We start from the raw sequence: 26,433 nt of genomic DNA on the forward strand, positions 1-26,433 counted from the left end.
TTCCGTTCAGCGAAAGGGCAGCAATGGACGACGCACGGGCAATCATCGCGCAACTGGGGCTGGCCCCGCATCCCGAGGGCGGCTGGTACCGCGAGACCTGGCGGGCGGCGCCGGGCGGGGACGGGCGGGCGCTGGGCACCGCGATCCATTTCCTTCTCGAGGCGGGCCAGCGCTCGCACTGGCACCGGGTGGATGCCGACGAATGGTGGCTGTGGCACGCCGGCAGTCCGCTCGAGCTGCACATCGCCGATGCGCTGGGCCGCGACCCGGCGACCACCCGGCTCGGCGGCGACGTGGTCCGCGGCCATGCGCCCCAGTGCCTGGTCCCGGCGCATCGCTGGCAGGCGACCGAGGCGCCGCACGGATGGGCGCTGGTGAGCTGCATCGTCGTTCCCGGCTTCGATTTCGCCGGGTTCGAATTGGCGCCTCCCAACTGGTCTCCACGTAATAATATTGCCTAGTTCTCCACGTTATCCACAGTCTTCACATATCTGAAGGCGCATTTCCCGCTTTGCGCGACTCGGGTTCGGTGACACCATCATGACTGTAAGCGAGACGGTCCGGCGGCGGGAAACCAAAGCAAGATCAGATGCTTACACGGGCCGGGAACGATGCAGGTGCCTTCGGGAAACCGCATTCGGGAACGGTTCGGGGATGCGAAAGCCCCGGTAGTTGCGAAACGGAAGTGCCGCCCACGCGCTGCTGCTGTTTCGAGGGACGCCAGGGCACGGCTCGACCGGAAGCGGAGCACGGCACGCAAGTGCGGTGCGAAGCGAGAGTGACGCGCGGCGCGCAAGCGACGGGCGACACGCAGGCGGACGGTGGCGCGCAAGCGTTGCTCGAAGTCCAGGCCGAAAGCGGTGCGCAAGCATGGCTGGAGGCGGAAGGAAGAGACGGAAAGGGGACGATACCCTGGTTCGCGGTGACGGTGCGCAAGCATCCGGATCCGGGAACGAAGGAACGGCCCGCCGGAGATGCCGGATGCCCCGATGCGGAGCGCAAGCCGAGCGGAGGGTACGGAAGGGATCGGACGGAGAAACCCGCGTCCAGCAAGGCTTCCGAGTTCCGGCCCCCGGCCGGGAGGACGAAGCGGGCCGCCGAGGCTGGTAACCGCAGCTCTCCTTCGGGATGAGCGGACAACGGCCAGCCTCGACGACCGACCCAAGGTTCGCATGCCCTTGCCGGCGCGGACCGAGGAGCCGCCGAAACCATGCCGACGGTCCGTCCGGATCCACGGCAGAAGTCCGGCGACACGGGGCCTGGCAGCAATGCCGGGCCCCTTTTGCTTTTGGGTCTTCTGTTGCGGGGGAGGCGGGGCGGAGGGGTTCTGCATTCTGCTCCCCGGCGAAAGCCGGGGCCCAGGGTAACAAAGCGACAAGGCAGAGAAACCCTGGGCCCCGGCTTTCGCCGGGGAACAGATTGTCCGTGCTAAGCCATGGTGCCTGTCAGCCTCCGCCATACCAGTGGGACAGCAGGCGGAATCCTACATTGCAAGCCGAACCAGGTCCGTTTCAGAGCAAGGTGGCGTCGAGCTTGCTCTCTGCCTTGAGCAGCTTGGAGACCGGGCAATTGGCGTGGGCGCCGGCGGCAAGCGCTTCGAACTGCTCCTGGGCTAGGCCGGGGACCGAGGCCTTGAGGGTCAGATCCGAGCGGGTGATGCTGAAGCCGTCGCCGTCCTGCTCTAGCTTCACGGCGGCGCTGGTCTCGAGGCTACCCTCGCTGAAGCCGGCACGGGCCAGGGCGAAGCTCATCGCCATGGTGAAGCAGCCGGCATGGGCGGCGGCGATCAGCTCTTCCGGGTTGGTGCCGGGCTCGTCGCCGAACCGGGTGTTGAAGCCGTAGAACTGGTCGGTCATCACCCCCGATTGCGTGGTGATATGGCCTTTGCCTTCCTTGCCGAAGCCGTCGTAGCGGGCAGTGGCGGTGCGGGTCGTCATTCCAGTATCTCCCTTCTTGCCGGGCCCCTGATCTAGGGGATCCGGAGCCCGGCTTGAAGGCTACCCTTTCGGGTTAGCGGCAGCGCATCTCGCCCTTGTCGACCGAGGTGCCGACCGCACCGCCGGCCGCCGCGCCGATCAGCGCGCCGAGCACTTCCGAGCCGCCGGGGGCAATGATCGCCCCGAGCACACCGCCTGCCGCGGCGCCGACCACCAGGCCGGTGGTGCCGTCCGAGCGGCGGCAATAATAGCGGCCGTCCTGGCCCCGATAGACGCGGTCGTTGCGGCTCATCCGATACTCACGATAGCCGCGGCCCTCGCGGTAGTAGCGATCGGCATAATAGCCGCCATAGGCCGGATCGGGGCGGTTATAGTCGTAGCTGGCATAGCCATAGCCGCTGCCGGGGCCGCCGCCATAATCGGTGCAGCCGGCAAGCGTCGCCGCGGTCGCCGCCGCAGCTCCAAGGATCAGAATACGCATGGCTTTTCTCTCCGTGAACCCACTCTGCACGGGGGAATGCGCAGGGGGCCGGAAAGGTTTCGCCCGCATCATGAAACGCTGTTGCCGAGCTGCGCCAGTGCCGGGCGGAACTGCTCGCGCTCCGAGGCGGGGACGGGGGCAGTGGGATCGGGACGGAACGCGTCGATCGCACGGTCCGAGCCGTTGGGATGTTCGTCGCCCATCAGGTCGGTCGGCGCGGTGCCCTCGGACGGACGGCGCAGCAGCCGCCACGCACCATAGGCCAGCGCACCCAGCGTCGCCGCCGCCAGCGTGCCGAGTGCCGCCATGCTCGCCGAATGGGCGGTGCGCGCCGGCGCCGGGCTGGCCTTGGCCTGGGCTTTCGCCTTGGCAGGTGCCTTGCGCGGCGTCGCCGCCGGCTTGCGGGCCGGGGTCTTGCGGGCGGCGGCAGGCTTGCGGGTGGTGGTGCTGGTGCCGGTCGTCTTGCGGGTGGTGGCCATCGGAATTCCTCTTTGGTTCAAGGCATTTCGGCCTGAACGGGTGGGCGGGGCGAGCGTTCCCGCCCGCGCCGCCCACGCGCCCTCCTCAGCTGTTTTCCTTGCCGGTGCACTCCCCGGCGCGCTTGGCATCGACCGAGGCGGCCATGCTGCCCGCCGCGCCGCCATCGGAAGTGACTTCGGTATGATAGCTGTCCGCCGAATAGGTGCCCTTGATCGTCATCTCGCGCTTCTGCCCCGCGCTCTCGCAGCTGAGCTTGGCGTCGATGCTGCCGCCGGCCATGGTGAAATGATCGTAGCGGCAGCTCTTGTCGCCGCCGAACATGCCGGCCTTGGGCGATTTGACATCGGCTTCGGTGACGCAGGACGAGAAGCTCTGGCCGGCGGCCATCTTGTCGAGCATCGCCTTGCGGGTTTCCGCCGGCATCTGCTCCATGCCCGGCGCCTCCATCTTGGTGATGGTGACCTTGCCGTCCCAATGGCCCGGCGAGATGAAGCTGCCGGAGCCTTGCGCCGCGGCGACCTTGTTCGACACTTCCTCGACGGAAGCATTCTTCGCGGTGACGGTGGGGCCGTTGTTGCAGGCGGCGAGTGCCAGCGGCAGCAGCAGAGCGAAGCGATTCATGGATATCCCCTCATTTTGGCCTCTCCAGGCCGACCTGCCCCGGACGGGGCTGGGGGATGAACGCCGGACATCGCCGTGCGGCCCCGCCGCCGCGCTCGGCTGGGCGCAGGGGAAGACCGGATAGACGGATGCGTTACGGAAAAGGGGATGGGCCGGGGCCAGGCCAGCATGCCGGCCCCGGACATGCCCGGCTGTTAGCCGAGCACCTCGATCGCCGCGGCGCGGGCAATGGCGCGCTGACGCTGGCTGGCTTCGAGGGGGAAGAGGCGGCGGTGCGTCGGGACGAAGGCTTCGAACGGACGGCTGGCGCCGCGGGTAATCTGGGTTTCGTGGATCTTGTTGAAGAAGTTCATGTGTTTCCTTTGTTTTGGTTCTTGGCCCAGTGGACTTGCGCGGATGCACGGCCGGGACGGCGCAATGCGTGCGCAGTTCCACATAAGCGATGAAAAGGCGCTGCGGTTCCGGATGCCGGAAACGGTTCGCCGCATTGCAGCAGCGAGCGCCTCGGGACCATATAGAGAACATTGCGCGATTATGCAAGTGACCCGCGTTTTTCCGGATCAGGAAGCCTCCGCAGCGGGGCCGGGACCGGCATCGGCCGGGGGCGCGAGCAAGGCGGCGAACCAGCGATCGCGGGCCTCGGTCTCGGCGCAGCGGCGCGCCTCGATTTCGGCGCGATCGGCGGCCTCGACGGCCTCCTCTTCCTCGGGGCTGAGCTCGCGCGCGTAATCGCCCGCGCCATATTCGCCTTCCTCCTCGCCGAGGAAATCGGCGGGCGGCGGGAAATGGGTGCGCCAGCTCTCATTGTCCTCGTCCCACCAGACCGGCTCGTCCTCCACCGCCTCGGGAAAATCTTGATTCTCTTGACTCGCCTCGGGTGCGGGGAGCGGGGCGATGGCGACCAGCCCGGCGGCCTCGGCACGGTTCCAGTCGGCGCCCGACCAGTCGCCGCGGGCGGCGGGATCGAGATCGGCGATGGGCTCGGCGAGGTCGGTGTGGGTGCGCAGCCAGGTGTCGGCGCGGGCGAGCGTGCGCAGCGGGGCGAGGTCGTCCTCACTGGCGGGGCCAATGCCGTGCGCGAGGAGCAGCGCGGCGCGGGCCGGGCCGGCCTCCTGCGCGATCAGCTCGACATAGCCGGCGAAATCCTCCGCGGCGAGGCGGGCGGCGGCATGGGTGGTCTCCTTCGCCGCCTTGTCGGCCATGCGATCGAGCCGGGCGAGCATCGCCATGCCGAGGCGATTGTCGTGGCGGTGGCGCTCGATCTCGCTGCCGTCGGCGCGGGTGATCGTATCGACCACGCCGTGCAACGCCCGCTCCATCAGCGAGTCCGCCAGCGTGTCTCGCGCGTGGAGGAGGGCGGCCTGCCAGCCGATCGCGAACTGGGTGCCTTTCCTGGAGAGGCGGAAGGCATAGGCGGATTGCTTGGACAGGCCGACGAGGCGGCAGGCCTGGTCGGGAGTAAGCCCCTCGGCGATGGCCTGGAGGAAGACCGCCTGCTTCTCCCCCGACCAGCCGGCGATGCGCTGGGAGGGGGAGGTGGCGTATTCGCGAAAGGGCGTGTCGGGGAGATGGTTCTCGGTGTGCGGGATGCCGGCGGGGATCGGGGGGAATTGCAGTGCCATCGGGGTGGTCCTCTCGGGTTTGAGTGAGGACCGGTTAGGTATGCTGGAATGGGGGCTGTAGGACAGGGGTTTGTTTATGGTTTGTTCTTTTTGTGTACACGGAGACGCGGAGGGGCGCGGGAAGGTGTGGCTGCAATCCTCTCCCTCCGGCGGAGGATTGGTGAAGAATGGCATTCGCTATGGATAACGTTGGCGGGCGTGGAAGACGGCGATCACCTCGATGAAATCGACGATGGTTCTGAGATTCTCCAGCGCCTCGGGGGTGCCGGAGGAGGCGGAGCATCAGCCCTCGGCGCGGCGATCGAGGATGGCCTGCATCTCGGCCATCACCTGGTCATGCGGAATGCCCGGCACCTTGCTCGCCAGCCGCGCCTCGACCTTGGCGCGGAACCATGCGTCATAGGCTTCGGCTTCTTCGGTCGTCGCGAATTCGGACACGATGGGCGAGAGCTTTGCCATGCGGGGAATATAGCGAAGCGGGTGGGGTGGGGAAGGCGCGGGCGGCGGGATGTGTCCGGAATGGAGAGGGTAAGACTTGGCCGAAGGCTAACGTATACGCGAGGGCGATGGCCGCTCGGCCAAAGAAGATAGGGATTGATTTTTGCGTTTGAGTGGGTCCACCCTTAGAAGAAGGGGAGACGAATTTGTCTATATCAAATGCGTTTGCATACCTAATCTCGCCGGGAAAAGGTGCGGTGGGCGGCAGTTCGATATCGGGCAAGGAAATTGCTGGCGGTACTGGCAAGCTCTTTGACATGCTTGCAGGCATATTCTCGGGTGAAGCCTCGCCACGTGATTTTGAGATAACCTTCAATGCGGCGCCGGACGGAGGGCAGGTAAATGAATGCCGTGATTTGCTCGTGGCATTCGAAGCAAGTCCATCTTTGGCTAGTGGTCACCTGATTGCTGAAAGACTGCAAGGGGTCACCGACAATCGAAGTGGCATCGGGCTTCTATTTCTGCTTGCTGGCACTCAAGGGCTCAAGAAACGAGTCGTGGTTTCTCGCTTCCCGACGGAGCAAGCCGTGCTAGCTGAAGTGAGCTCGGCCGGATTGGACGTGGAATTTCTCGAGCAGGTTTTTATCAAAAAGCTTTCTTCCTACAAGGCGGTCATGCTGCAGCACCCAACGCCTAAGGATGGGTTCTGGAAAGGCATGGCGACGGATCGCCAGGCGGGGCAGTCGGGAGAGCACATCTCAGACTATTGGCTCAAAGATTTCCTAAACGCCGATTTTTCCGAAACTGCCGCTGCAGGCACGCGGCGGCTCGCCACCGCACTCAAGCAGGCTCTTAAGGCAAATCCGAACCTCTCGGTGAAGGCTGAGATTGCGCATGCTAGCTCACTAGCGCCAGCGGTGTTCCTTGGTAAATCCCTTACAATCGGGGACTTCTGTGACCACTTCGGGCTTAGTAACGCCGCAAAGGAAACTATTAGGAATCAGCTATCTAAGCCGAGTCTATTTGGAAAGATGTTTCAATTTGAGCCCAATGAATTCAAGAATGTGGCCCCGTTTAGAACCATTGAGATGAGCAATGGAGCAATACTGACGGCTCCAAATGAGGATTTTGAGAAGGTTTTCGAAACCAAAGAGGCATCTGATGGCGTGGTGGAATACACGACTAGAGGCAGGGTCAGTGACCAGCGGCTAGCGCGCAAATGAGTTCGGAATCTCTATTCGAAGCTGAGTACAAGGCTCGTTATCCCCTTTTGAGCAGTGTTGCTGAACAGCTTGAGAGGCACATTCAGGGCTACTTGGAAAGCTTGCCCCGCATAGACAGAATATCAGCGAGGGCAAAAAGTCCGGACCGGTTTATAGAAAAGGCATATAAACGCGACGACGACGGAAAAAGGAAGTACCTTAACCCCCTATTTGAAATACAGGATCAAATCGGCGCTAGGATTACTGTCTTCTATTTATCAGATGTTCAGCGCGTTAAGATTGAAGTCGAGAAATACTTCAAATTTATTGAAGTAGAAAATAAAACGCCAAATTCAGATTATGAATTTGGGTACTTTGGTCTTCACTATATAATTAGCGTTCCGGATGAGGTTGTTCCGGATGAATATGAAGACGATATTCCAGAATTCTTTGAACTTCAGATCAAAACACTTTTCCAGCATGCATGGTCAGAGGCGCATCACGATCTGGGCTACAAGTCTATTAGAGATTTGACGCACGAGGAGCGGCGGAAGGTGGCATTTACAGCCGCTCAGGCGTGGGGTGCGGATGCCATATTCGAAGAATTGGCAAGCTCTCTTGTTTTCAACGATAATAGCCCATCGCCGTCGGAAACAACATAGCGCTTAAGCGGAGGTATTGGAGCCGGAATCCGCCTCTCGGATGCAGGATCTTTTACTCCGCCGCCTCAGTCTCCCGAACCTTCCCCTTCCCCAGCAACGGCGCCAAGTACTTCCCCGTGAAGCTCCGCGGCTCCTTCACCACGTCCTCCGGCGTGCCCTGCGCGACGATCTCGCCGCCCTTGACGCCGCCCTCCGGGCCCAAGTCCAGGATCCAGTCCGCGGTCTTGATCACGTCGAGATTGTGCTCGATCACCACCACGGTGTTGCCCTGCTCGACCAGCGCGTGGAGGACTTCGAGGAGCTTGCGGACGTCCTCGAAATGGAGGCCGGTGGTGGGCTCGTCCAAAATATACAAAGTGTTGCCGGTGGCGCGGCGGGCGAGTTCCTTGGCGAGCTTGACGCGCTGGGCCTCGCCGCCGGAGAGGGTGGTCGCCTGCTGGCCGACCTTGACGTAGCCCAGGCCGACTTCGGCGAGCATCGCCATCTTGTCGCGGATCGGCGGGACCGCCTTGAAGAACTCGACCGCGTCCTCGACGGTCATGTCGAGCACGTCGGCGATGCTCTTGCCCTTGAACTTCACCTCGAGCGTCTCGCGATTGTAGCGGGCGCCGTGGCAGACGTCGCAGGTGACATAGACGTCGGGCAGGAAGTGCATCTCGATCTTGAGCACGCCGTCGCCCTGGCACGCCTCGCAGCGGCCGCCCTTGACGTTGAAGCTGAAGCGGCCGGGCTTGTAGCCGCGCGCCTGCGCCTCGGGCAGGCCGGCGAACCAGTCGCGGATGCTGGTGAAGGCGCCGGTGTACGTCGCCGGGTTCGAGCGCGGGGTGCGGCCGATCGGCGACTGGTCGATGTCGATGACCTTGTCGAGATATTGCAGGCCGGTGATCCGGTCGTGCTTGCCGGCGAGCAGGCGGGCGCCGTTGAGCTGGCGCGCGGCGGCGGCATAGAGCGTGTCGATCGTGAAGCTCGACTTGCCCGAGCCCGAGACGCCGGTGATGCAGGTGAAGGTGCCGAGCGGGATGCTGGCGGTGACGCCGCGCAGATTGTTGGCGGTGGCGTTCTCGACCGTCAGCTTCTTGCCGGTGCCCTTGCGGCGCTTGGCCGGCAGCGGGACCTCGCGCGTGCCGTTTAGATAGTCGGCGGTGACGCTGCCGGTGGTGGCGAGGATCTCGTCGAGCGTGCCGCGCGCGACGATCTCGCCGCCATGGACGCCGGCGCCCGGGCCCATGTCGAGGATATAGTCGGCGGTGCGGATCGCATCCTCGTCATGCTCGACGACGAGGACGGTGTTGCCGAGGTCGCGCAGGCGCTTGAGGGTGGCGAGCAGCATGTCGTTGTCGCGCTGGTGGAGGCCGATGCTCGGCTCGTCGAGGACGTAGAGGACGCCCGACAGGCCCGAGCCGATCTGGCTGGCGAGGCGGATGCGCTGGCTCTCGCCGCCCGACAGCGTGCCCGAAGTGCGATCGAGGTTGAGATAGTCGAGCCCGACATTGTTGAGGAAGCCGAGCCGCTCGTCGATCTCCTTGAGGATCGCGCGGGCGATCTCCTTCTGCTGGGGGCCGAGCGTGTCGGGCAGCTTCTGGAACCAGCCGAGCGCGTCGACCACCGAGAGGCGGGTGGCGTGGCTGATGTCCTCGCCGGCGATCTTGACGGCGAGGGCCTCGGGCTTGAGGCGGGCGCCATGGCAGGTGTCGCACGGGTGCGCGGCCTGATACTTGCTCAGCTCCTCGCGCATCCAGGCGGACTCGGTCTGCAGCATGCGGCGGTTGAGGTTGCCGATCACGCCCTCGAACGGCTTGCGGACGTCGTAGCTCTTCTTGCCGTCGACGAAGGTCAGCGTGACCGGCTTGCCGCCGGTGCCGTGGAGGATGATCAGCTGGACCTCGCCCGGCAGGTCGCGCCAGGGCGTGTCGAGGCTGAAGCCGAACTCGCGGGCGAGCGACCCCAGCACCTGCATGTAATAGGGCGAGGGCGGGTTGGACTTGGCCCAGGGCACGATCGCGCCCTTCTTGATCGTCAGGTCGTGGTTGGGGACGACGAGGTCCTCGTCGAACACCAGCTTCTCGCCCAGGCCGTCACAGACCGGGCAGGCGCCCTGCGGCGCGTTGAACGAGAAGAGGCGAGGCTCGATCTCGGGAATGGTGAAGCCGCTGACCGGGCAGGCGAACTTCTCGGAGAAGACGATGCGGTTGTCGGGGATGCCGGCGCCCTTGAGCTGGCCGCCGGTGGCGTTCTTCTTCTTGAGCCCCTCCCCTTCAGGGGAGGGGTTGGGGTGGGGCATGCCTTCCGCGACGAACGCCTGGGGTGCCTCACGGACAGCCCCCACCCCCAACCCCTCCCCTGAAGGGGAGGGGCTTTGCATGGCTGCGACGGTCGTGTCGACCAGGTCGACATAGGCCAGGCCCTCGGCGAGCTTGAGCGCAGTCTCGAAGCTTTCCGCCAGGCGCGTGGCGATGTCGTCGCGGACGACGAGGCGATCGACCACGACTTCGATGTCGTGCTTGTACTTCTTGTCGAGCGCGGGGGCTTCCTCGATCAGATAGGTCTCGCCATCGATGCGGACGCGCTGGAAGCCGGCGCGCTGCCACTCGGCGAGCTCCTTGCGATACTCGCCCTTGCGGCCGCGGACGACCGGGGCGAGGAGGAGCAGGCGGGTGCCCTCGGGCAGCGCGAGGACGCGGTCGACCATCTGCGACACGGTCTGCGCGCTGATCGGCAGGCCGGTGACCGGGGAATAGGGCACGCCGACGCGCGCCCAGAGCAGGCGCATGTAATCATAGATCTCGGTGACCGTCGCGACCGTCGAGCGCGGATTGCGCGAGGTCGTCTTCTGCTCGATCGAGATGGCGGGCGAGAGGCCCTCGATATGATCGACATCGGGCTTCTGCATCAGCTCGAGGAACTGGCGCGCATAGGCCGAGAGCGATTCGACGTAGCGGCGCTGGCCCTCGGCATAGATGGTGTCGAAGGCGAGCGAGGACTTGCCCGAGCCGGACAGGCCGGTGATCACCGTGAGCGTGTCGCGCGGAATGTCGACGTCCACGCCCTTGAGATTATGCTCGCGCGCGCCGCGGACGGAGATGGTGGTCAGGGGCATGGAGGGTCCGACTGTTCCAGATTTGTTCCGAGTATAGGGAGCACGCCGGGCAGGTCAACGCGCGATGCGGGATGTGGGATCGGCAGGCGCGGATCGCAAGCCGCGGGCGGAGTTGCACCGTTTCGGTGTAAATCCTCGCTTCTGTAACCTTTCCAGTGCAGTAGCCTGGAAATCTTCGGGAAACGGACGGACATAATCCTCGGCCCGAGGGGATAAGAGGGGTTCCAATGCCGATTCCGCCGATCGATGCGCCTACGGGCGAACCGAATGTCACGTCCACGGCCACGATCGACCAGGACACCAGCATCGCCTCGGGGCAGATCCGCTACTCGACCGGGCTGTCGCGCATGCTTGCGAGCGGCGACGGCTGGAACGGCATTTATCCCGACCTGAACAATGCCGGCACGCTGTGGGCGAGCAATGCCGCCGGCGTGCAGCTGCTCTACGGCATGAATTTCGGCACGGTGACCAACAGCGGCACGATGGTTGCGCGCTCCGCCGATGGCGAAGCCTATGCCATCACCGTCACCAGCCATTTCGAGGGGATGACCAACAGCGGCAGCATCTATGCGATCGGCAACCTCAACGCCCTGACGATCCAGGACTGGGCCGGCTTCGGCTCGGCCGACATCGTCAACAGCGGGATACTCGCCGCGCAGGCCAGCCTCCACTCGACCGCGATCGCGCGCTTCAACGGCGGCCGCGTGGTCAACGCCGCGGGCGGGCAGATCCTGTCGCAGTCGCAGGATGCAGTGGGCATCTATCTCGGGCGCGGGCACAGCAATCCGCCGGGCTGGGCGGATCATCCCGATATCGAGAATGCCGGGCTGATCGAGGCGATCTCCACCGGCAGCGGCGCCTCGGCGGCGATCTACGTCACGCATCTCGACAGCGAGCTGATGGAGATCGTCAACAGCGGCACGATCCGCGGCGACTTCGCCATCTATGCCGACGGTTCGGTGGTGACGTCGACGATCCACCCGGACGAGCAGGTGACCAACCTGGCCGGCGGCGTGATCGACGGCGCGATCTGGCTCGACCTAGGCGAGGACCTGATCACCAACCATGGCACGATCGACGGCTGGATCGACATGGGCGAGGACAATGACCGGATCGACAATCGCGACGGCGTGATCACCGGCGTATCCAATCTGGGCTGGGGCGCCGACACCTATTGGGGCGGTGCGCAGACGGACGCCGTGACCGGCGACCGCGGCGACGACACGATCCTTGGCGGCGGCGGCAACGACCTGCTGCTCGGCGGCTGGGGCAACGACACGCTGCAGGGCGATGCCGGCAATGACGGGTTGTACGGCGAGGGCGGCAACGACCGGATCATCACCCAGGGCGGCGACCTGGTGGTTGCCGGCGCCGGCGACGACCGGATCGAGCTGGGCGACTACAGCTTCGCCAGCGTCAGCGGCGGCATCGGGCATGACGTGCTGGTGCTGCCGGCAGGCGACCTGCGCATAGTCGAGCTGAGCCAGGTCGCGGCGTCGAGCCGCGTCAGCGGGATCGACGAGATCGAGCTGGGATCGGGCCAGTGGCTGGCGATCCGCCCCGGCGATCTGGCGGCGCTCACCGATGCCGCCACGCTGGTCGTCTCGGGCGGCGGCGCGGGCACGATCGACCTCGCCGGCAGCTGGACGCTCGGCACCGACGTGATCCGCGACGGCGTCCGTTATCTGACCTATGCGAGCGGCGCGGAGACGCTGCTGGTGGACGCGCGCTTCCTCGTCCGCTTCGACGCGACCGGGCTGTATCGCGGCCTGGACGGCGTGGCGGGCGGCGATTCCGCGCCGGTGGCCGGGCAGATCGCCGGCGCGGTGCTGACGCCGGATCATGTGACGGCCAACGCCTACTACCTGACCAGCACGCTGACGATCGAGCGCGGCGAGAGCTGGGAATCGAACGGCGGCGTAACCGTGCTGACCGGCGACGATGCGTTCGTTTCGCTCTACAATTACGGCTCGGTGATGAGCAGCGGCGGCGACAATGGCGCGATCGCCATTTCCGCCACGCTGAACCAGCTCTTCAACTATGGCGACATCAGCGCCAGCGCCTTCACCGGCACCGCGAACCTGGCGAGCAACATCGCGGCGCTGAACACCTATGGGATCAGCAACTCCTCCACGTCGCTGCAGGGCAATGTGATCGCGATCAGCTCGATCAGCGGTTCGTGGCAGTTCCGAAACGAAGGCTCTGTACTGGCCAGCTCGGTGCAGACCATCGCCATCGGCTACCAGAACTGGTCGATGCACGAGGCGATCAACATCGGCGCGATCCGCGCGAGCTCGAGCGCTTTCATGGCCGTCGGCCTGTACGCGCACAATGGCGGATTGCTGATCAACAGCGGCACGATCGAGGCGACCGCGGCGCTGGCCGCCTATGGCGTGGCCGCGAGCACGCATGTGCTCAACCTCGACAACAGCGGCACGATCCGCGCGACGACGACCGGCGCCGGCCGCGCCGAGAGCATCGGCGTCTTCCTCTATTGGGAGGACTTCGTCTCGACGATCCACAATTCGGGGCTGATCAGCGCCGATGTGGCGATCACCTTCAACACCAACGTCAACCGCGGCCAGCTGTGGCTCGACAATAGCGGCCGGATCGAGGGGCGGATCGACCTGCTCTCCAATTCGGGCGAGGACCGGATCTTCAACACCGGGACGCTGACCGGCAACGTGTCGATGGGCACCGGGCGCGACATCTTCTACGCCCCGAACGGCATCCAGACCGGCGTGATCAACGGCGGCGATGGCGGCGACTATCTGGCGGGCAGCAGCAGCGCCGCCGAGCGGCTGGAAGGCGGTGCGGGCGACGATATCCTGGTGGGCGGCGGCGGCGACACGCTGACCGGCGGCGCGGGGCGCGACATCTTCGCCTTCACCCGCGGCACCGGCACCGACACGATCACCGACTTCGTCAGCGGCACCGACCGGATCGACCTGACCGCGCTGCATCCCACTGCCGTGAGCATCAGCGGCTCGACCGTGACGGTGACCAGCGGGGCGGGCGTGCTGACCATCCAGGCATCGGGCGTGACGATGGCCGACATCCTGACCACGCGCACCGATACCTTCACCGGCACCGATGGCGACGACACGCTCTATGCCAGCGCCGACGGATCGACGCTGATCGGCGGCGCGGGCTACGACCTGCTGATCGGCGGCGCCGGCAATGACTGGCTCGACGGCGGCACCGGCGGGACGGGCGGCCTGACCGAGAGCGGTGACATCCTGATGGGGGGCGCCGGCGACGACGTCTATGTCGTCTCCAACGGCTGGACGCAGGTCATCGAGTTCGCAAATGGCGGCTTCGACACGGTGATGGGCGCCAATGGCGTCGCCGTGGTGATGGCCGACAATATCGAGCAGTCGGTAGGCGGCAGCGCCACCGGCAACGCGCTCGACAACATCATGATCGGCAGCGACCGCAACGACATCCTCGACGGCGGCGCCGGCATCGACCGGATGCAGGGCGGGCTGGGCGACGACAGCTATTATGTCGACCGCCAGGAGGATCTGGTCTTCGAGCAGGCCGGGCAGGGCACCGACACGATCAACAGCTCGGTCAGCTTCTACTTGTACGAGAATGTCGAGAACCTGACGCTGGTCACCGGCACCACCGCGCAATTTGGCGTGGGCAACGACCTCGCCAACATCATCACCGGCAACGAGCAGGACAATCTGCTGCTCGGCTATGACGGCGACGACACCATCTATGGCGGTCAGGGCAATGACTGGGTCTATGGCATGGGCGGCAACGACACGCTGTGGGGCAGCGACGGCACCGACTATCTGATCGGCGGCGACGGCAACGACGTGCTCCAGGGCGCGCTGATCGACGGGCTTACCCATGAAGGGCGCGGCGGCCAGGACTTCCTCTATGGCGGGGCCGGCGACGACACCTATTATGTCGACGATGCTGCCGACCTGACTTTCGAGGATGCCGGCGGCGGCAACGACACCGTCTATGCCAATGCGTCGCGCGGGACGATCTACCTGTACGCCAATGTCGAGAATCTCGTGCTCCAGGGCAGCACGCTGTACGGCGTGGGCAACGAGCTCGACAACCGGATCACCGGCAGCGACACGACCAACTGGCTGCTGGGCGGCGCGGGCAACGACCGGATCGACGGCGGCAAGGGTAATGACGTGCTCTACGGCCAGGACGGAGCGGACACCTTCGTGTTCGGCGCGTCGAGCGGGATCGACACGATCGGCGACTTTACCGTTGGCACCGACAAGATCGATCTCTCGGCCTATGGCTTCGCCAGTTTCGCGGCGGTGCAGGCGGCGATGACCGACCAGGGCGGCGGGATCATGAACATCGCGCTGGGCGGCGGGAATTACGTGATCCTGATCGGCGTGGCCAAGGCGCAGCTGAGCGCGGGCGACTTCATCCTGAGCGCGCAGGCCGAGCCGGAAAAGGCCGATGTGATGGCGCCCGAGGCGAGCGTGAAGGGCGCGCCGGTGATGGCGGTGGACGGCGGCGGCAAGGGCGTGGCGGCAGAAGTCATCGCGCTGCCCGATACCGATGCGGTGTGGCATTCGGAGCCGGTGACCGGCGGCAAGCTGGCCGGGCTGTTCGCCAACGACCAGCAGGGCCTCGACCTGTTCGATCCGGGCGTGACCCACCACTCGCCGTTCGAGAGCAATCCGTTCCACTTCGCCTGATCCGGTACATCGCCGGGTCAGCTGCGATCGGGTAGAAGCGGGTCATGCTCGCGCTTGCCCTCGCCCTGGCCCAGCCCGCCGGCTTCACTTGCTCGGCGCAGGGCGCCAAGCTGCTCGTCCCCGCGACGGCGCCCGAGGTGGCGTGCGCGCGGCTCAAGGCGGGGCTGGGCAAGGCCGGGATCCGCTTCGACCGGGGCGAGATCCGGGTGGCGCTGCGCTTCGAGAAGCCCGGCATCGCCACGGCGAGCGTGACTCGCACCAGCGGCGGCAAGGCGGTGCGGCTGCCCGATATCTCGGTCGCCACCTCGGACCGGGCGATGGGACCATCCACGATCGATCTCCTCGCGCGGGAGATTGCGGGGCGGCTGACGACGCGATAAGACTTTATTCGTTGTCCACGCGCAGAATTGATGGCAGCAAGTCCGTCAGTTCACGCCCTTTTTCTGGTGAGAGCGCATGCCCGATACGGTTCCTGGTGACAGCTCGACTACTGCCGTCCTCGATATAGGGAGCACGGTTACCACCACGATCGAGACTACCGGCGACCGCGACTGGTATCGCGTGACGCTGGTCGCGGGGCATCATTACAGCTTCGCCACCAATTCGGTGAACAACGACGACGTCGACACCTATCTGCGACTCTACGATTCGGGCGGGTCGCTGCTGCTGTCGGACGATGATGGCGGGGCGGGGACCTTTTCCGAGATCCACTTCACCGCGACGACGAGCGGCACCTATTACATCGCCGGCGGCACCTATAGCGACGACTCGACCGGCACCTTCCTGATCCGCGCGACCGACACCGCGGCGACGGCGCCCGACACGATCGCAGGCGATGCGACGACGACGAGCACGATCGTGCTCGACGGCACCCAGACCAGCAGCATCGACCGGGCGGGCGACCACGACTTCTACCGCGTGACGCTGACCGCCGGCCAGAGCTACATGTTCCAGACGCTGTCGACCGGCGGCGCGGGTGATGTCGACACGACGATCACGATCCGTGACACGAACGGCAACGAGCTTGCCTATAATGACGACCGCACGGGCACCTATTCGGGCGTGCGCTTCACCGCGACGACGAGCGGCACCTATTATATCGACGTCGGCGGCTGGAACGACCAGGAGACCGGCGCCTACAAGCTCAACATGGTCACTGCGCCGCCGCTCGAGGTGTGGAACAACGACCAGATCGCCCACCAGCTGACCACCGATTACTGGAACGGCAACAGCCACCATTTCAACGTGGCACCGGGCGGCACGCTGACCTTCAACATGAGCGGCCTTGGCACCACGGCGGCGAACCTGGCGCGCCAGGCGCTGCTGCTGTGGACCGACGTGACCGGGATCGTCTTTGCCGAGGTCAGCACCGGCGGGCAGCTGCTGTTCACCAACACCGACGACGGCGCCTCGACCAGCGCAGCCTATTCGGGCGGGATCACCACCAGCGCGACGGTCAACGTCTCGCAGGCCTGGGTGGACCAGTATGGCACCGGGCTGAACAGCTATTCGTTCCAGACCTTCATCCACGAGATCGGCCACGCGCTGGGGCTGGGCCATGGCGGCCCGTACAACGGCTCCGCCGACTATCCGGAGGATGCCGCGTATCTCAACGATGCGTGGATCACGACGGTGATGTCGTATTTCGACGAGAACGAGAACACCTATTTCAAGAACCTCGGCTTCACCCGCCAATATACGGTGAGCCCGATGGTGGCGGACGGGATCGCGGTCGCCGCGCTCTACGGCACCAACACGCTGACCCGCACCGGCGACACCGTCTATGGCTTCAACAGCACCGCGGGGCGCGACATCTATGACGCGACCAAGAATCCGACGGTTGCCTATACGGTCTTCGACAATGGCGGCGTCGACACGCTCGACTATTCGGGATTCAGCCAGAACCAGACGATCAACCTGACCCAGGAGCAGTTCTCCAGCGTCGGCGGGCGGACGGGCAATGTCTCGATCGCGCGCGGCGCGGTGATCGAGAATGCGATCGGCGGCAGCGGCGTCGACCTGATGATCGGCAACGATGTGGGCAACAAGCTGACCGGCGGGCTGGGCGACGACACGCTGATCGGGCTGGCCGGCGACGACATCCTCGATGGCGGGGCGGGCAGCGACAAGCTCAACGGCGGGCTGGGCAACGACACCTATTATGTCACCGGCCAGGGCGACGTGATCTACGAGGCGGCGGGCGAGGGGACCGACAGCGTCTTCGCCACCGACAATTTCCAGCTCTACGCCAATGTCGAGAACCTGACGCTGGCGGCCGCGGGGCTGGCCTCGATCGGCGTGGGCAACGAGCTCGACAACATCATCACCGGCAACGACAGCGGCAACCGCCTGCTCGGCGGGCTGGGCAACGACACCGTCTTTGGCGGCGCCGGCAACGACTGGATCTGGGGCGAGGACGGCAACGACATCCTCTGGGGCGGCCGCGGCACCGACTATCTGGTCGGCGACAATGGCAATGACACGCTCCACGGCGAGAACGGCAATGGCGAGCAGGACTTCCTGTACGGCTGGGCGGGCAACGACAGCTATTATGTCGATGCGCAGAACGACTTCACCTTCGAGGACGTGAACGGCGGCACCGACACGGTGTATGCCAACATCGCCGGCGGGACCTATTACCTGTTCGACAATGTCGAGAACCTGATCCTGCAGGGAACGACGCTGTACGGCGTGGGCAATGCGCTGGCGAACACGATCACCGGCAGCGACGCGACCAACTGGCTGCTGGGCGGCGCCGGCAACGACCGGATCGACGGCGGCAAGGGCGACGACGTGCTCTATGGCCAGGACGGTGCGGACACCTTCGTGTTCGGTGCGTCGAGCGGGATCGACACGATCGGCGACTTCGTGGCGGGCACCGACAAGATCGACCTTTCGGCATACGGCTTCGCCAGCTTCGCGGCGGTGCAGGCGGCGATGACCGACCAGGGCGGCGGGATCATGAACATCGCGCTGGGTGGCGGGAATTACGTGATCCTGATCGGCGTGGCCAAGGCGCAGCTGAGCGCGGGCGACTTCATCCTTTCGAGCACCGCGCAGGCGCCCGACAAGGACGTGATGGCGCCCGAGGCGAGCGTGAAGGGCGCGCCGGTGATGGCAGTCGATGGCGGCGGCAAGGGCGTGGCGGCGGAGACCATCCTGCTGCCCGATACCGATGCGGTATGGCATTCGGAGCCGGTGACGGGCGGCAAGCTGGCCGGGTTGTTCGCCAACGACCAGCAGGGCCTCGACCCGTTCGACCCGGGCGTGACTCACCATTCGCCCTTCGAGAGCAACCCGTTCCACTTCGCCTGAGCTTTCCTTTCTGGAAGCTGCATCGCGGTTTCACGCGCCGTTCAGCGACGCGGGCGGAAATTCGGCGATGACAGAACAGGAGGGGAAGGCCATGCGGTACGAGCGGATGATCAGGCTGATGATGCTGACGGGCGCGGCCTGGGCCTTGCCCGGTGCTGCCCAGGCGGCAGCGGTGGCGGTGCCCGGCCAGTCCTCGCCGCAATCCGCCGACGACTATCGCTGGATCGACCAGGCCGATGCGCTGTGGGACGCGATCGGCGACTCGCCGCCGGACTTCGCCTTCGCCTTCGAGGGGCAGGAGCCCTGGGCCTGGCAGACGCAGGACGGCTATACGATCATCGTCGAGGATGCCGGCGCCGAGGGCATTCGCAGCTATTATTTCGCGCCGGGCGAGACCAGCCCGTTCCTCGCAGTCGAGCCGGGGATGAGCTTCGCCTATCAGGGCGGGCGGCTGGCAATGGTCTATGACGCCGATGGCGAGGCGGCGCCGCGCAGCGAGTTCGGCGATTATGACGATGCCGCGCACGACCTGTTCGGGCGCGGGCGGCGGCTTCTCGAGGCGCTTTCCGGGCGCGACTATCGCCCGGTCGACACCAATGCCTGGATCGACGCCAGCCCCTATATCTTCGGCTTCATCCAGCTGTGGGACGAGGGGCGCAGCCGCTATCCGGGCTGGAGCCGCTACCATGCGCGCAGCGACGCGGCGGCCTGGCGCCGGCGCTTCGAGGCCGAGCAGCGCCGCCGGCGCGACCAGGCATGGCGTTTCAGCCAGTGGCGCCAGGGCGGCTTCCAGGGCCCACCGCCGGGCCGCTACGACCGGCCGGGCGCCGGCCGGCCGCCGCAGCCGGGATCGGGCTGGAACCAGCCGGGTCGTCCGGGTGGACCGGGGCGACCCGGCGGCCCCGGCAATCCGGGCCGTCCGGGAGGCCCGGGCACCAATCCGCCGCCGCGGCCGGGCAACCCGCCGGTGGCCGGCGGGGGCAGCCCGACGCCGCCGCCCTATACCCGCCCGGTGCCGGGCCGGCCCGACGGATCGCCCGAGTGGCGCCGCGGCCGCCCGCCCGTGCCGGTGAGCGGTCCCGCTCCGGTGAAGCAGCCGGTGACCGACGCGCCGGTGCCCGTGGCGGATGCGCCCGCCCCGGCTCCCGCGCCGCGCCCCGACATGCGCCCGCCGCGCCCGCGCCCGGAAGGTGGATCGCGTCCCGACGGCGGCTGGCGCCCGCGGCCGAGCCCGGCCCCGACTCCGCCGGTGACCGGGGCTGCGCCGATGCCGCCGGCGACGGTGGCCGAGCCGCCCGCACCGGCACCGCGTCCGCGGCCCGAAGGCGGCTGGCGCCCGCGCCCGGCACCGAGCAGTGCGCCGACGCCCGATGCGGCGCCGACGCCGCAATATCGCCCCCGGCCGACGCCCCCGGCAGGCTTCACCCCGCCCGCGCCGCGGCCGAGCTATACGCCGCCCGCGCCGAGCGCGGCGCCGTCACGGCCGAGCTACAGCCCGCCGACGCCGAGCCCAGCGCCGTCGCGGCCCAGCTATTCGCCGCCGCCGCGCGCCTCCTCGCCGCCGCCGTCACGTCCGAGCCCGCCCTCGCGCCCGGCGCCGCCGCCCAAGATCCAGAACGACTCCACCAAGGTGGATTAGGGCGAGCACGCAACAGCAGTCAGAGATTGCGCTGAGCCTCTCCCCCACCAGGGGGGGGAGGGGCTTCGCGCGGCAAGCGACGGCCGCGACGCACGAGGCGCAGCCCCGGCGGCCTGGTGGACCCCGGCACAAGGGCGGCGCGACGTTGAATGGGTATTCGAGGCGAAGGCGTTAGTCCGGCCCCGGGCGCGCCCTCAGCGGAAGACGGCGATCAGCGTCTCATAGGCTTCGCGGCCCGGCGCACCTTCGACGACGACGCCGTTGCGCAGGAAATAGGCGTGGCGGACGATCTCGGCCTGTTGCTCGAGCCCGTATTTGCGGAAGGGCTGGCCGGGCTTGAGCGCATAGGAATAGCTGCAAAAGGGATGGCGCCTGAGCGGCAGGTAGATGCCTTGCTGGGTCTGCCAGATATGGCAGAGCTCGTGGAGCAGCAGGCCGTGAAAGCCGATGCCTTCCTTGCTGTAGTCCTCGCGCCACTTGTCGCTGTCGGGGTGGAAATGGATATGGCCTGTGGGGGCCATGGTCGTCTTGACCGGCTGGAAGGGAAACCATTTCCGCCGGCGGATCTCGACGCCGTCCAGATCGATCGCGTCGTGATAGATCGAGCGGGCGATGGCGATCTCGCCGGCCGTGAGTTTCCGCGCTTCACCCTTTTCGGTCATCGTCGCTCCCGCCCCCTTACGACCTGTCAAATTGCTAGGGTGTGGCGCGGGTTCCGGCCACTGCTATTCGCACCATGGCGGACGGGTTGCCGACCCGGCCTTTCCTGCCTCGAACCCGGCGCCTAGTCTGCGCGCATGTGGAGTCGATCCGTATTCTGGGGTTTGCTGCTGTTCGCGGGCTTCATGACGCTGTTCGGGCTCGCCATGGCCGGCGATGCGGCGATGGGGCATCCGCGCGACGGTTTCCTGCTGCCGGGGCTGTTCGCCTTTGCCTTCGGAGCCTTTGGCCTGCACGGCCTTCTGGCCGGGAAGGTCTGGGCGAGCGCCACGATGACGCAGCAGGCGGCTTTTGTCGTGCGCGACGAGGATCCCCTCACATATTGGGGGCTTATCCTGGCCTATGGCCTGACCGCGGGCGGGTGCGCCTGGCTCGCCCTGACCTAGGCCCTTCACGCGACGGATCGCCGCACATTTGAGGCATATTACGCTTTTGTTACCGCTGCCGGATTGCCGCAGACCCCGGCATGCCCCATAGCGCGCCATGACATCGACCCCGCGTACCGGTGCCGCGTTGACGCGGATTCAGGAAAACTGGCTGGCACGGCACGAACGCCGCCTGCTGATCTGGCTCTGCTCGAAGATGCCCCCCTCGGTCACGCCCGACCGGCTGACGGCGCTGGGGATGGTCGGCGCCTTCATGGTCTTTGCCGGCTATGTCGCCAGCAACCTTTCCTCGACCTGGCTGATCCTGTCGCTGGCCGGCTATGCGGTGCAGTGGTTCGGCGACTCGATGGACGGCAGCCTGGCGCGCTTCCGCAAGATCGAGCGGCCCTCCTATGGCTATTTCATCGACCATAGCTGCGACGGGCTCGCCAATCTGATGATCGTCGCGGGGATCGGGCTGTCGCCCTTCGTGACGATGGACATCGCGATGATCGCGCTGGCGGGATATCTGCTGATGTCGGTGCACGCCTTCCTCTCGGCGCGGGTGACCGGCGAGCTGCGCCTTTCCTATGCCGCCGCCGGGCCGACCGAGCTTCGCCTGATGCTGATCGCGATGACCGTGGCGATGCTGATCGTCGGGCCGGGCCGCGACCATATCGGGCCGGTGCCGGCATTCGACACGTTCGTCGGCGCGATCGCCGCGATCCTGATCACGCTGTTCGTGGTGCAGACCGCGATCATCGGGCGCCGGCTGGCACTGCTCGAGAAGCGGTGAGGCCCTAGCTCAGCGGGGGCTCGCCAAGGTCCTCGTGCACCATGTCGATCTCGCGGACGCCGCGGTTGCGGCGCGCGGTGTTGACCAGCTCGCGCAGCCGCTCGCGGCGGAGGCGGGCCTTGGCGACGTCGCGGATCACCAGCGGGGCCTCGCGCGTGGTCTCGTCCGACGAGGCGATGCTGATCGTGCCGATGTCGGCCAGCTGGTTGATGATCGAGAAATCGATGCGGACGTCCTTCACCCGGTAGAGCTCGATCTCGTCGATCGACTTCTGGAGGATGCCCTTGTGGAGGATCAGCCGGTCCTCGGTAATCTCATAGGCGACGCCGAGATTTTCGAACCATTTTAGGATCAGCACCACGATCGCGACGGCGAGCAGCAGTGGCGCAACCCAGGCGGCGCCGACCAGCGTGCCCTGGGCGAGGAAGTAGAAGCTGCCGATCAGCCCGGCGAGGAACAGGAAGCAGGTGCCCCAGCCGGCGAGCGTGCCGAGCAGCCAGCCGAGTGTGGAAGAGCGGAAACGGTCCAGGATCTGCGGCATTCGAGCGCTCCGTCGGGAATTCGAGCGGAGGATAGCGCGGATCGGCGGCGCGTGAAGCGGATTCCTTCCTGGCCGGGGACGGGCCGCCGGCGAGGCCGGTGGTTGAGAGGGAACGCCGCCAGCGGCATCGCTTGTGGCAAGCCCCTCCACCAGCCTGCGGCTGGTCCCCCTCCCCTTCCGGGGGAGGATTTCTAGCTCGTATATTTGTCGCAGGTCGAGCGGGTGGCGGTGGGCGAGGGATTGTAGAGCTGGGCGAAGTCGCGGCGGTCGCGGACGATGAACGAGGCGACATAGTGGAGCTTGGCCGGTCCCATGAAGGTGGAGCCGAACAGCCGCTGATAATCATAGTTCACTTCGACGAAGATCAGCCCCGAGCCGCTGGGTGCGGTGACCATCGCGCCGGGATCGCCCATGCCATTGGGGACTGCGGTGCCGGCGTTGCCCTGGGTGGCATCGGTGCCGGCGGTGGTGCTGGTGGTGCCGTAGCTGCTGTCATAGCCGCTGCCCGACTTCCTGCCGAAGCAGCGCTGCCAGTGGATGCGCTGGACCGGCGCGGAATCGTAGCTCTGCTGGACATATTCGAGGCTCGACAGGATCACCCGGCCATTGGCGCCGATGTTGATCGCACTGCCCTGCAGGCGCGTCGCCTGGAGCGCGTTGTTGATGTCGATCTCGCGCAGCTGGACCACCGAGCTCGAGCTGCTCATCAGGCCGAGCCGCGAGCCGTTGTCGGCGAGGTTCGAGGCAAGCTGGCTGACGCGCAGATTGGTGATGGCGAGGTTCGCGGTCTCGACGCCGTAGCAGCCGAGCACAAGCACCACCGGCAGCGCGAAGGCGAATTCGAGCAGCGCCAGGCCCGAACGATCGGCGGCGACGCGGCGGAGGAGCGCGAGGAGGCGGAAGGGCTTCATGTGCAGACTGTCGCGGGCGAGGGGGTGTTCTGGGTGGCGTAGGGCTGGTTCATCAGCGTGGTGGCGGCGCTGAGCGTCGCGGTGCCCGCCCAGCCGAGCAGCTTCACCACCGGGAACAGCCGCGAATAGGTGATCTTGACGGTATAGACGGTGACGTCGTTGGCGCCGCCCTGGCCGGCGCGGCCGGCATCGGCGTCCCACTGGCCGTTGCCGTTGACGTCGGTATAGCATTCGCCGGTCTCGCGGGTGCCGTTGCCGTTGCTGTCGACGAACGGCTCGGGCGCGACGGCCGAGAAGCTGGTGTAGCTGAGCCGGGTGGGCGAGCCGCTGGCGAAGACGGCGCTGGGGGCGACGGCCTTGACCTGGGTGAGCACGCGCGCGTCGATCGTCGCCGGGGTGGCGCCCTGGATGCCGCTGTCGCGCCCGGCCTTCTGCACCGCGCCGGTGACCACCGACTGGACATAGGCCTGATAGCCGAGCTCCATCATCCCCATCATCAGCACGAGCATCACCGGCAGCACGATCGCGAACTCGATCACCGTGGCGCCGCGCCGGTCGCGCGCGAGCGAGGCCAGGCGGCGCCGGCGGATCACTGCGACACGCGGAGCATCGCCACCTGCTTGGCGATGTTGGCGAAGGCCGTCGAGAGCCCCGAGCCGGTGGTGGTGGCGAGCGCCTGGCTGGCGGTGGTGGCGCAGCTCTTCATCTCGGTGGTCGCCGAGCTGTCGATCGTCACCGTCCACACCTGGATGTTGCGCGCCTTGGCGGCGCTGCACTCGGCCAGGAAACGGGCGTTGTGATAGGCCTTGAGGTTGGTGAAGTCGCCGCCGCTGACCCTGCGGTCATAAAATTCGTTGCCGTACATGCCATAGACGCCGGTGTTGGGCGACATGTCGCCATCGGTGAGGAACACGATGACGCGGTTGGGGGCCTGGCGCGCCGGCCAGGCGGCGGTGTCGGCGGCGAAGATGCCGGTGGGCGAGAGCAGCCGCGTGCCCCAGATCATCCCGGTATCGTGATAGGTGCCGCCGATCGGCCGGAAATCGGTGGCGTTGACATAGTTCGACACCTGGGTGCGCGACATCACTGCCAGCCGCGCGACCGGCTTGCCGCACGAGACATAGCCCGCCTGGTAATAGGGCGTGGTGCCGATATTGGGGTGGCTCGAGCTGTCGCCGGTCGAATTGGCGGTGGCGGTGCTGCCGTAGTTGTTGCGCGCGTAGAACAGCTCGGGCCACATCGGCTTCCACTGGGTGTCGATGTTCGAATTGGGCGGCAGATCGGGATCGAGGTCATAGGGCAGCGAAGACTGGCTGAAGCTGGTCGTGCCCGCGGTGGTGGCGCGCTCCTCGATGCAGCCGGTCCAGCGATTGGTGGCGCTGCCGGTCTTGCTGGGATCGGTGACGGCGTTGCCCGCCACGAAGTTGCGCACGTCGAAGGCGAGCTGCTGGTAGCGCCAGGTGGGCGTGCCGAAGGACGTGCCCGTCTGGTAGCGCGACTCATAGTTCCACTGGGTGTTCGCGCTGCCCGAGCCGCCGACCATATAGGCGGGCGAGATCGAGACGATCGCCTTCCCGGCGTTCACCGTCGAGGTGTAGGTGACGAAGCCGTAGCGGATATGGGTCGACGGGTCCGCGGCCGAGGCCATGGTGTCGTAGAAGCTCATGACCGCCGAGCGCAGCGCCGCGATGCGCGAGCCGCTCTTCTCGGGGACATAATAGGCAGTGCTGCCCGGATAGCCGGCGACGCTGTCGTTGCCGCTGCCGGCGCCGTCGGCCGGGCGAGAATAGCTCGTCGTGCCTGCCGAGCCGACATAGTTGTTGCACGCGGTGTCGTCGTCCTGCGGCAGGCAGGCCATCGAGCCGGTGGTGTCGAGCACGAAGATCACATCGGTGTCGGCGACGTCATAGGTCGCCTCGCAGGTGACGGTGATCGCCTGGGTCGGCACGCCGAACATCGACATCACGGTCATCGGCACGTTCGCCGTCGCGGTGCCCGCGACCTGGGCGTTCGAGGTCTTGCTCGGCGTGAAGCTGGCGGTGGTGGTCTTGAACCAGCCGGTGCGGAAATTGTTGTTGAAGAAGGTCTGCGCCTGGGCGGTGGCGGTGGAGTCCAGCGTGGTGTTCGACAGCGAGCTGTCGGTCATGAACTTGCGGCCGGCGAGCACGCCGGCGTCACAGGCCTGCTGGAGGCGCGTCTTGACCACATACATGCGCGCCGAATCGAGGGCGCAGCCGCAAAAGGCGGCCAGCGGGACGAGCATCGCCGCCATCATCGCCAAGGTATTGCCGCGGCGGTCCCGCGCGAGCCGCGCCATGAACCCCGAAGGCCGAAAATCCTCGTTCACCCAACGCTCCGGACTCGGCGGGCCAAAAAGGCCCTACCGGACTCCGGAAATATACGGGAAACATAAAGAGAGGGTTTTCGTCGCCCTAGGGGTTGCCCCTTAAGGGCTTCAGTCGCCCGGTGCCGGATCGCCGGCGCCGACGACTTTCGCGTCGAGTTTCAAGGTCTTGCCGCTGGCGAACGACAGGCTGAGCGGGATCTTCTGCCCGGGCTTCACTGCCGGCCCGATCGAAAAGAGCATCACGTGGCGGCCACCGGGCGCGAAGGCGAGCGTGCCGCCGGCGGGGACGGCGACGTCCTTGAGCGGCGCCATCGACATCATGCCGTGATCGCCCTTCATGCTCTCGTGCAGCTCGGCCCGGATCGCCGCCGGGGTGGAGACTGCGAGCAGCGTGTCCTGCGCCGGCCCGCCATGGACGGTGAAATAGGCCGCGCCCGGCTGTCCGGCGACCGCCGGCAGGCGCACCCAGCCGCCGTCTGCCGCCAATTCCCCCTTGGGCGCACAGGCCGAAAGTAACGATACCGAAACGATCGCGAGAACCAGCCGCATCCGCGTAACTCCCATTTCGGGAAAGCCTGTA

23 protein-coding genes are annotated in these 26,433 nt (G+C 66.4%); 9 read left to right on the top strand and 14 right to left on the bottom strand.

Annotation, left to right across the window (positions count from 1 at the left end; translation table 11 throughout):
* Nucleotides 1-23: 23 nt before the first annotated feature.
* Nucleotides 24-461 (top strand): cupin domain-containing protein, encoded by a 438-nt coding sequence (locus P6144_RS17060; RefSeq protein ID WP_277769015.1) that lies wholly within the window; start codon nt 24-26, stop codon nt 459-461.
* A 1,050-nt stretch (nt 462-1,511) separates the two neighbouring features.
* Here the strand turns inward: P6144_RS17060 and P6144_RS17065 are convergent.
* The 7 genes from P6144_RS17065 to P6144_RS17095 all read right to left on the bottom strand — a co-directional run bounded on the left by P6144_RS17065 (nt 1,512) and on the right by P6144_RS17095 (nt 5,600).
* Nucleotides 1,512-1,937, bottom strand: a complete 426-nt coding sequence (locus P6144_RS17065) for an OsmC family protein (protein ID WP_277769016.1) — start codon at nt 1,935-1,937, stop codon at nt 1,512-1,514.
* Between the two features lie 73 nt (nt 1,938-2,010).
* On the bottom strand, nt 2,011-2,418 hold the full coding sequence (locus tag P6144_RS17070; RefSeq protein ID WP_277769017.1) for a glycine zipper 2TM domain-containing protein: 408 nt from the start codon (nt 2,416-2,418) through the stop codon (nt 2,011-2,013).
* A gap of 68 nt (nt 2,419-2,486) precedes the next feature.
* Complete coding sequence (locus P6144_RS17075; RefSeq protein WP_277769018.1) at nt 2,487-2,897, bottom strand: hypothetical protein; 411 nt, start codon at nt 2,895-2,897, stop codon at nt 2,487-2,489.
* 85 nt (nt 2,898-2,982) lie between these two features.
* On the bottom strand, nt 2,983-3,519 hold the full coding sequence (locus P6144_RS17080) for a DUF3617 domain-containing protein (protein WP_277769019.1): 537 nt from the start codon (nt 3,517-3,519) through the stop codon (nt 2,983-2,985).
* Nucleotides 3,520-3,713: 194 nt separating this feature from the next.
* Complete coding sequence (locus tag P6144_RS17085) at nt 3,714-3,872, bottom strand: hypothetical protein (protein WP_277769020.1); 159 nt, start codon at nt 3,870-3,872, stop codon at nt 3,714-3,716.
* 207 nt (nt 3,873-4,079) lie between these two features.
* Nucleotides 4,080-5,141, bottom strand: coding sequence for a hypothetical protein (locus tag P6144_RS17090; protein ID WP_277769021.1), 1,062 nt, complete (start codon nt 5,139-5,141; stop codon nt 4,080-4,082).
* Nucleotides 5,142-5,423: 282 nt separating this feature from the next.
* Nucleotides 5,424-5,600 carry a stability determinant gene (locus P6144_RS17095; protein ID WP_277769022.1) on the bottom strand — a complete coding sequence of 59 codons (177 nt, stop codon included), beginning with the start codon at nt 5,598-5,600 and terminating at the stop codon, nt 5,424-5,426.
* A gap of 236 nt (nt 5,601-5,836) precedes the next feature.
* Between P6144_RS17095 and P6144_RS17100 the strand changes: the two genes are divergently transcribed.
* Together P6144_RS17100 and P6144_RS17105 are read left to right on the top strand one after the other, a co-directional pair.
* Nucleotides 5,837-6,802 carry a hypothetical protein gene (locus P6144_RS17100; protein ID WP_277769023.1) on the top strand — a complete coding sequence of 322 codons (966 nt, stop codon included), beginning with the start codon at nt 5,837-5,839 and terminating at the stop codon, nt 6,800-6,802.
* Nucleotides 6,799-7,443: a hypothetical protein gene (locus tag P6144_RS17105; RefSeq protein WP_277769024.1), complete on the top strand. Its 645-nt coding sequence runs from the start codon at nt 6,799-6,801 to the stop codon at nt 7,441-7,443. The genes P6144_RS17100 and P6144_RS17105 overlap by 4 nt, the downstream gene beginning before the upstream one ends.
* 52 nt (nt 7,444-7,495) lie before the next feature.
* Here the strand turns inward: P6144_RS17105 and uvrA are convergent, their stop codons facing one another.
* Nucleotides 7,496-10,540, bottom strand: coding sequence for an excinuclease ABC subunit UvrA (uvrA, locus tag P6144_RS17110; RefSeq protein ID WP_277769025.1), 3,045 nt, complete (start codon nt 10,538-10,540; stop codon nt 7,496-7,498).
* Between the two features lie 227 nt (nt 10,541-10,767).
* Between uvrA and P6144_RS17115 the strand changes: the two genes are divergently transcribed.
* The 4 genes from P6144_RS17115 (at nt 10,768) to P6144_RS17130 (ending at nt 20,173) form a co-directional block, all read left to right on the top strand.
* Nucleotides 10,768-15,219, top strand: coding sequence for a calcium-binding protein (locus P6144_RS17115; protein WP_277769026.1), 4,452 nt, complete (start codon nt 10,768-10,770; stop codon nt 15,217-15,219).
* Nucleotides 15,220-15,263: 44 nt separating this feature from the next.
* The gene (locus tag P6144_RS17120) at nt 15,264-15,599 is read left to right on the top strand and encodes a hypothetical protein (RefSeq protein ID WP_277769027.1); all 336 of its coding nucleotides are present in this window, start codon (nt 15,264-15,266) and stop codon (nt 15,597-15,599) included.
* A 76-nt stretch (nt 15,600-15,675) separates the two neighbouring features.
* On the top strand, nt 15,676-18,534 hold the full coding sequence (locus P6144_RS17125; RefSeq protein ID WP_277769028.1) for a M10 family metallopeptidase C-terminal domain-containing protein: 2,859 nt from the start codon (nt 15,676-15,678) through the stop codon (nt 18,532-18,534).
* 91 nt (nt 18,535-18,625) lie between these two features.
* Nucleotides 18,626-20,173 carry a hypothetical protein gene (locus P6144_RS17130; RefSeq protein WP_277769029.1) on the top strand — a complete coding sequence of 516 codons (1,548 nt, stop codon included), beginning with the start codon at nt 18,626-18,628 and terminating at the stop codon, nt 20,171-20,173.
* Nucleotides 20,174-20,367: 194 nt separating this feature from the next.
* Here P6144_RS17130 and P6144_RS17135 read toward each other — a convergent pair whose 3' ends face one another.
* The gene (locus tag P6144_RS17135) at nt 20,368-20,835 is read right to left on the bottom strand and encodes a vgr related protein (protein ID WP_277769030.1); all 468 of its coding nucleotides are present in this window, start codon (nt 20,833-20,835) and stop codon (nt 20,368-20,370) included.
* Nucleotides 20,836-20,970: 135 nt separating this feature from the next.
* Here P6144_RS17135 and P6144_RS17140 point away from each other — a divergent pair, with 135 nt between their 5' ends.
* Nucleotides 20,971-21,279 carry a hypothetical protein gene (locus tag P6144_RS17140; protein WP_277769031.1) on the top strand — a complete coding sequence of 103 codons (309 nt, stop codon included), beginning with the start codon at nt 20,971-20,973 and terminating at the stop codon, nt 21,277-21,279.
* Between the two features lie 97 nt (nt 21,280-21,376).
* A complete protein-coding gene (locus tag P6144_RS17145) occupies nt 21,377-22,054 on the top strand; it encodes a CDP-alcohol phosphatidyltransferase family protein (protein ID WP_277769032.1) in 678 nt (225 codons plus the stop codon).
* Between the two features lie 4 nt (nt 22,055-22,058).
* Here the strand turns inward: P6144_RS17145 and P6144_RS17150 are convergent, their stop codons facing one another.
* The 5 genes from P6144_RS17150 to P6144_RS17170 form a co-directional block, all read right to left on the bottom strand.
* Nucleotides 22,059-22,595, bottom strand: a complete 537-nt coding sequence (locus P6144_RS17150; RefSeq protein ID WP_277769033.1) for a PH domain-containing protein — start codon at nt 22,593-22,595, stop codon at nt 22,059-22,061.
* 191 nt (nt 22,596-22,786) lie between these two features.
* Nucleotides 22,787-23,506: a hypothetical protein gene (locus P6144_RS17155; RefSeq protein ID WP_277769034.1), complete on the bottom strand. Its 720-nt coding sequence runs from the start codon at nt 23,504-23,506 to the stop codon at nt 22,787-22,789.
* Nucleotides 23,503-24,099, bottom strand: coding sequence for a TadE/TadG family type IV pilus assembly protein (locus tag P6144_RS17160; protein ID WP_277769035.1), 597 nt, complete (start codon nt 24,097-24,099; stop codon nt 23,503-23,505). The genes P6144_RS17155 and P6144_RS17160 overlap by 4 nt, the downstream gene beginning before the upstream one ends.
* Nucleotides 24,096-25,853 carry a TadE/TadG family type IV pilus assembly protein gene (locus P6144_RS17165; protein ID WP_277769036.1) on the bottom strand — a complete coding sequence of 586 codons (1,758 nt, stop codon included), beginning with the start codon at nt 25,851-25,853 and terminating at the stop codon, nt 24,096-24,098. The genes P6144_RS17160 and P6144_RS17165 overlap by 4 nt, the downstream gene beginning before the upstream one ends.
* Nucleotides 25,854-25,961: 108 nt before the next feature.
* Nucleotides 25,962-26,402 carry a copper chaperone PCu(A)C gene (locus P6144_RS17170; protein WP_277769037.1) on the bottom strand — a complete coding sequence of 147 codons (441 nt, stop codon included), beginning with the start codon at nt 26,400-26,402 and terminating at the stop codon, nt 25,962-25,964.
* Nucleotides 26,403-26,433 lie beyond the last annotated feature (31 nt).

The sequence above is a fragment of the Sphingomonas sp. HITSZ_GF genome (assembly GCF_029543155.1).
In the GTDB taxonomy this organism is placed as follows: domain Bacteria; phylum Pseudomonadota; class Alphaproteobacteria; order Sphingomonadales; family Sphingomonadaceae; genus Sphingomonas.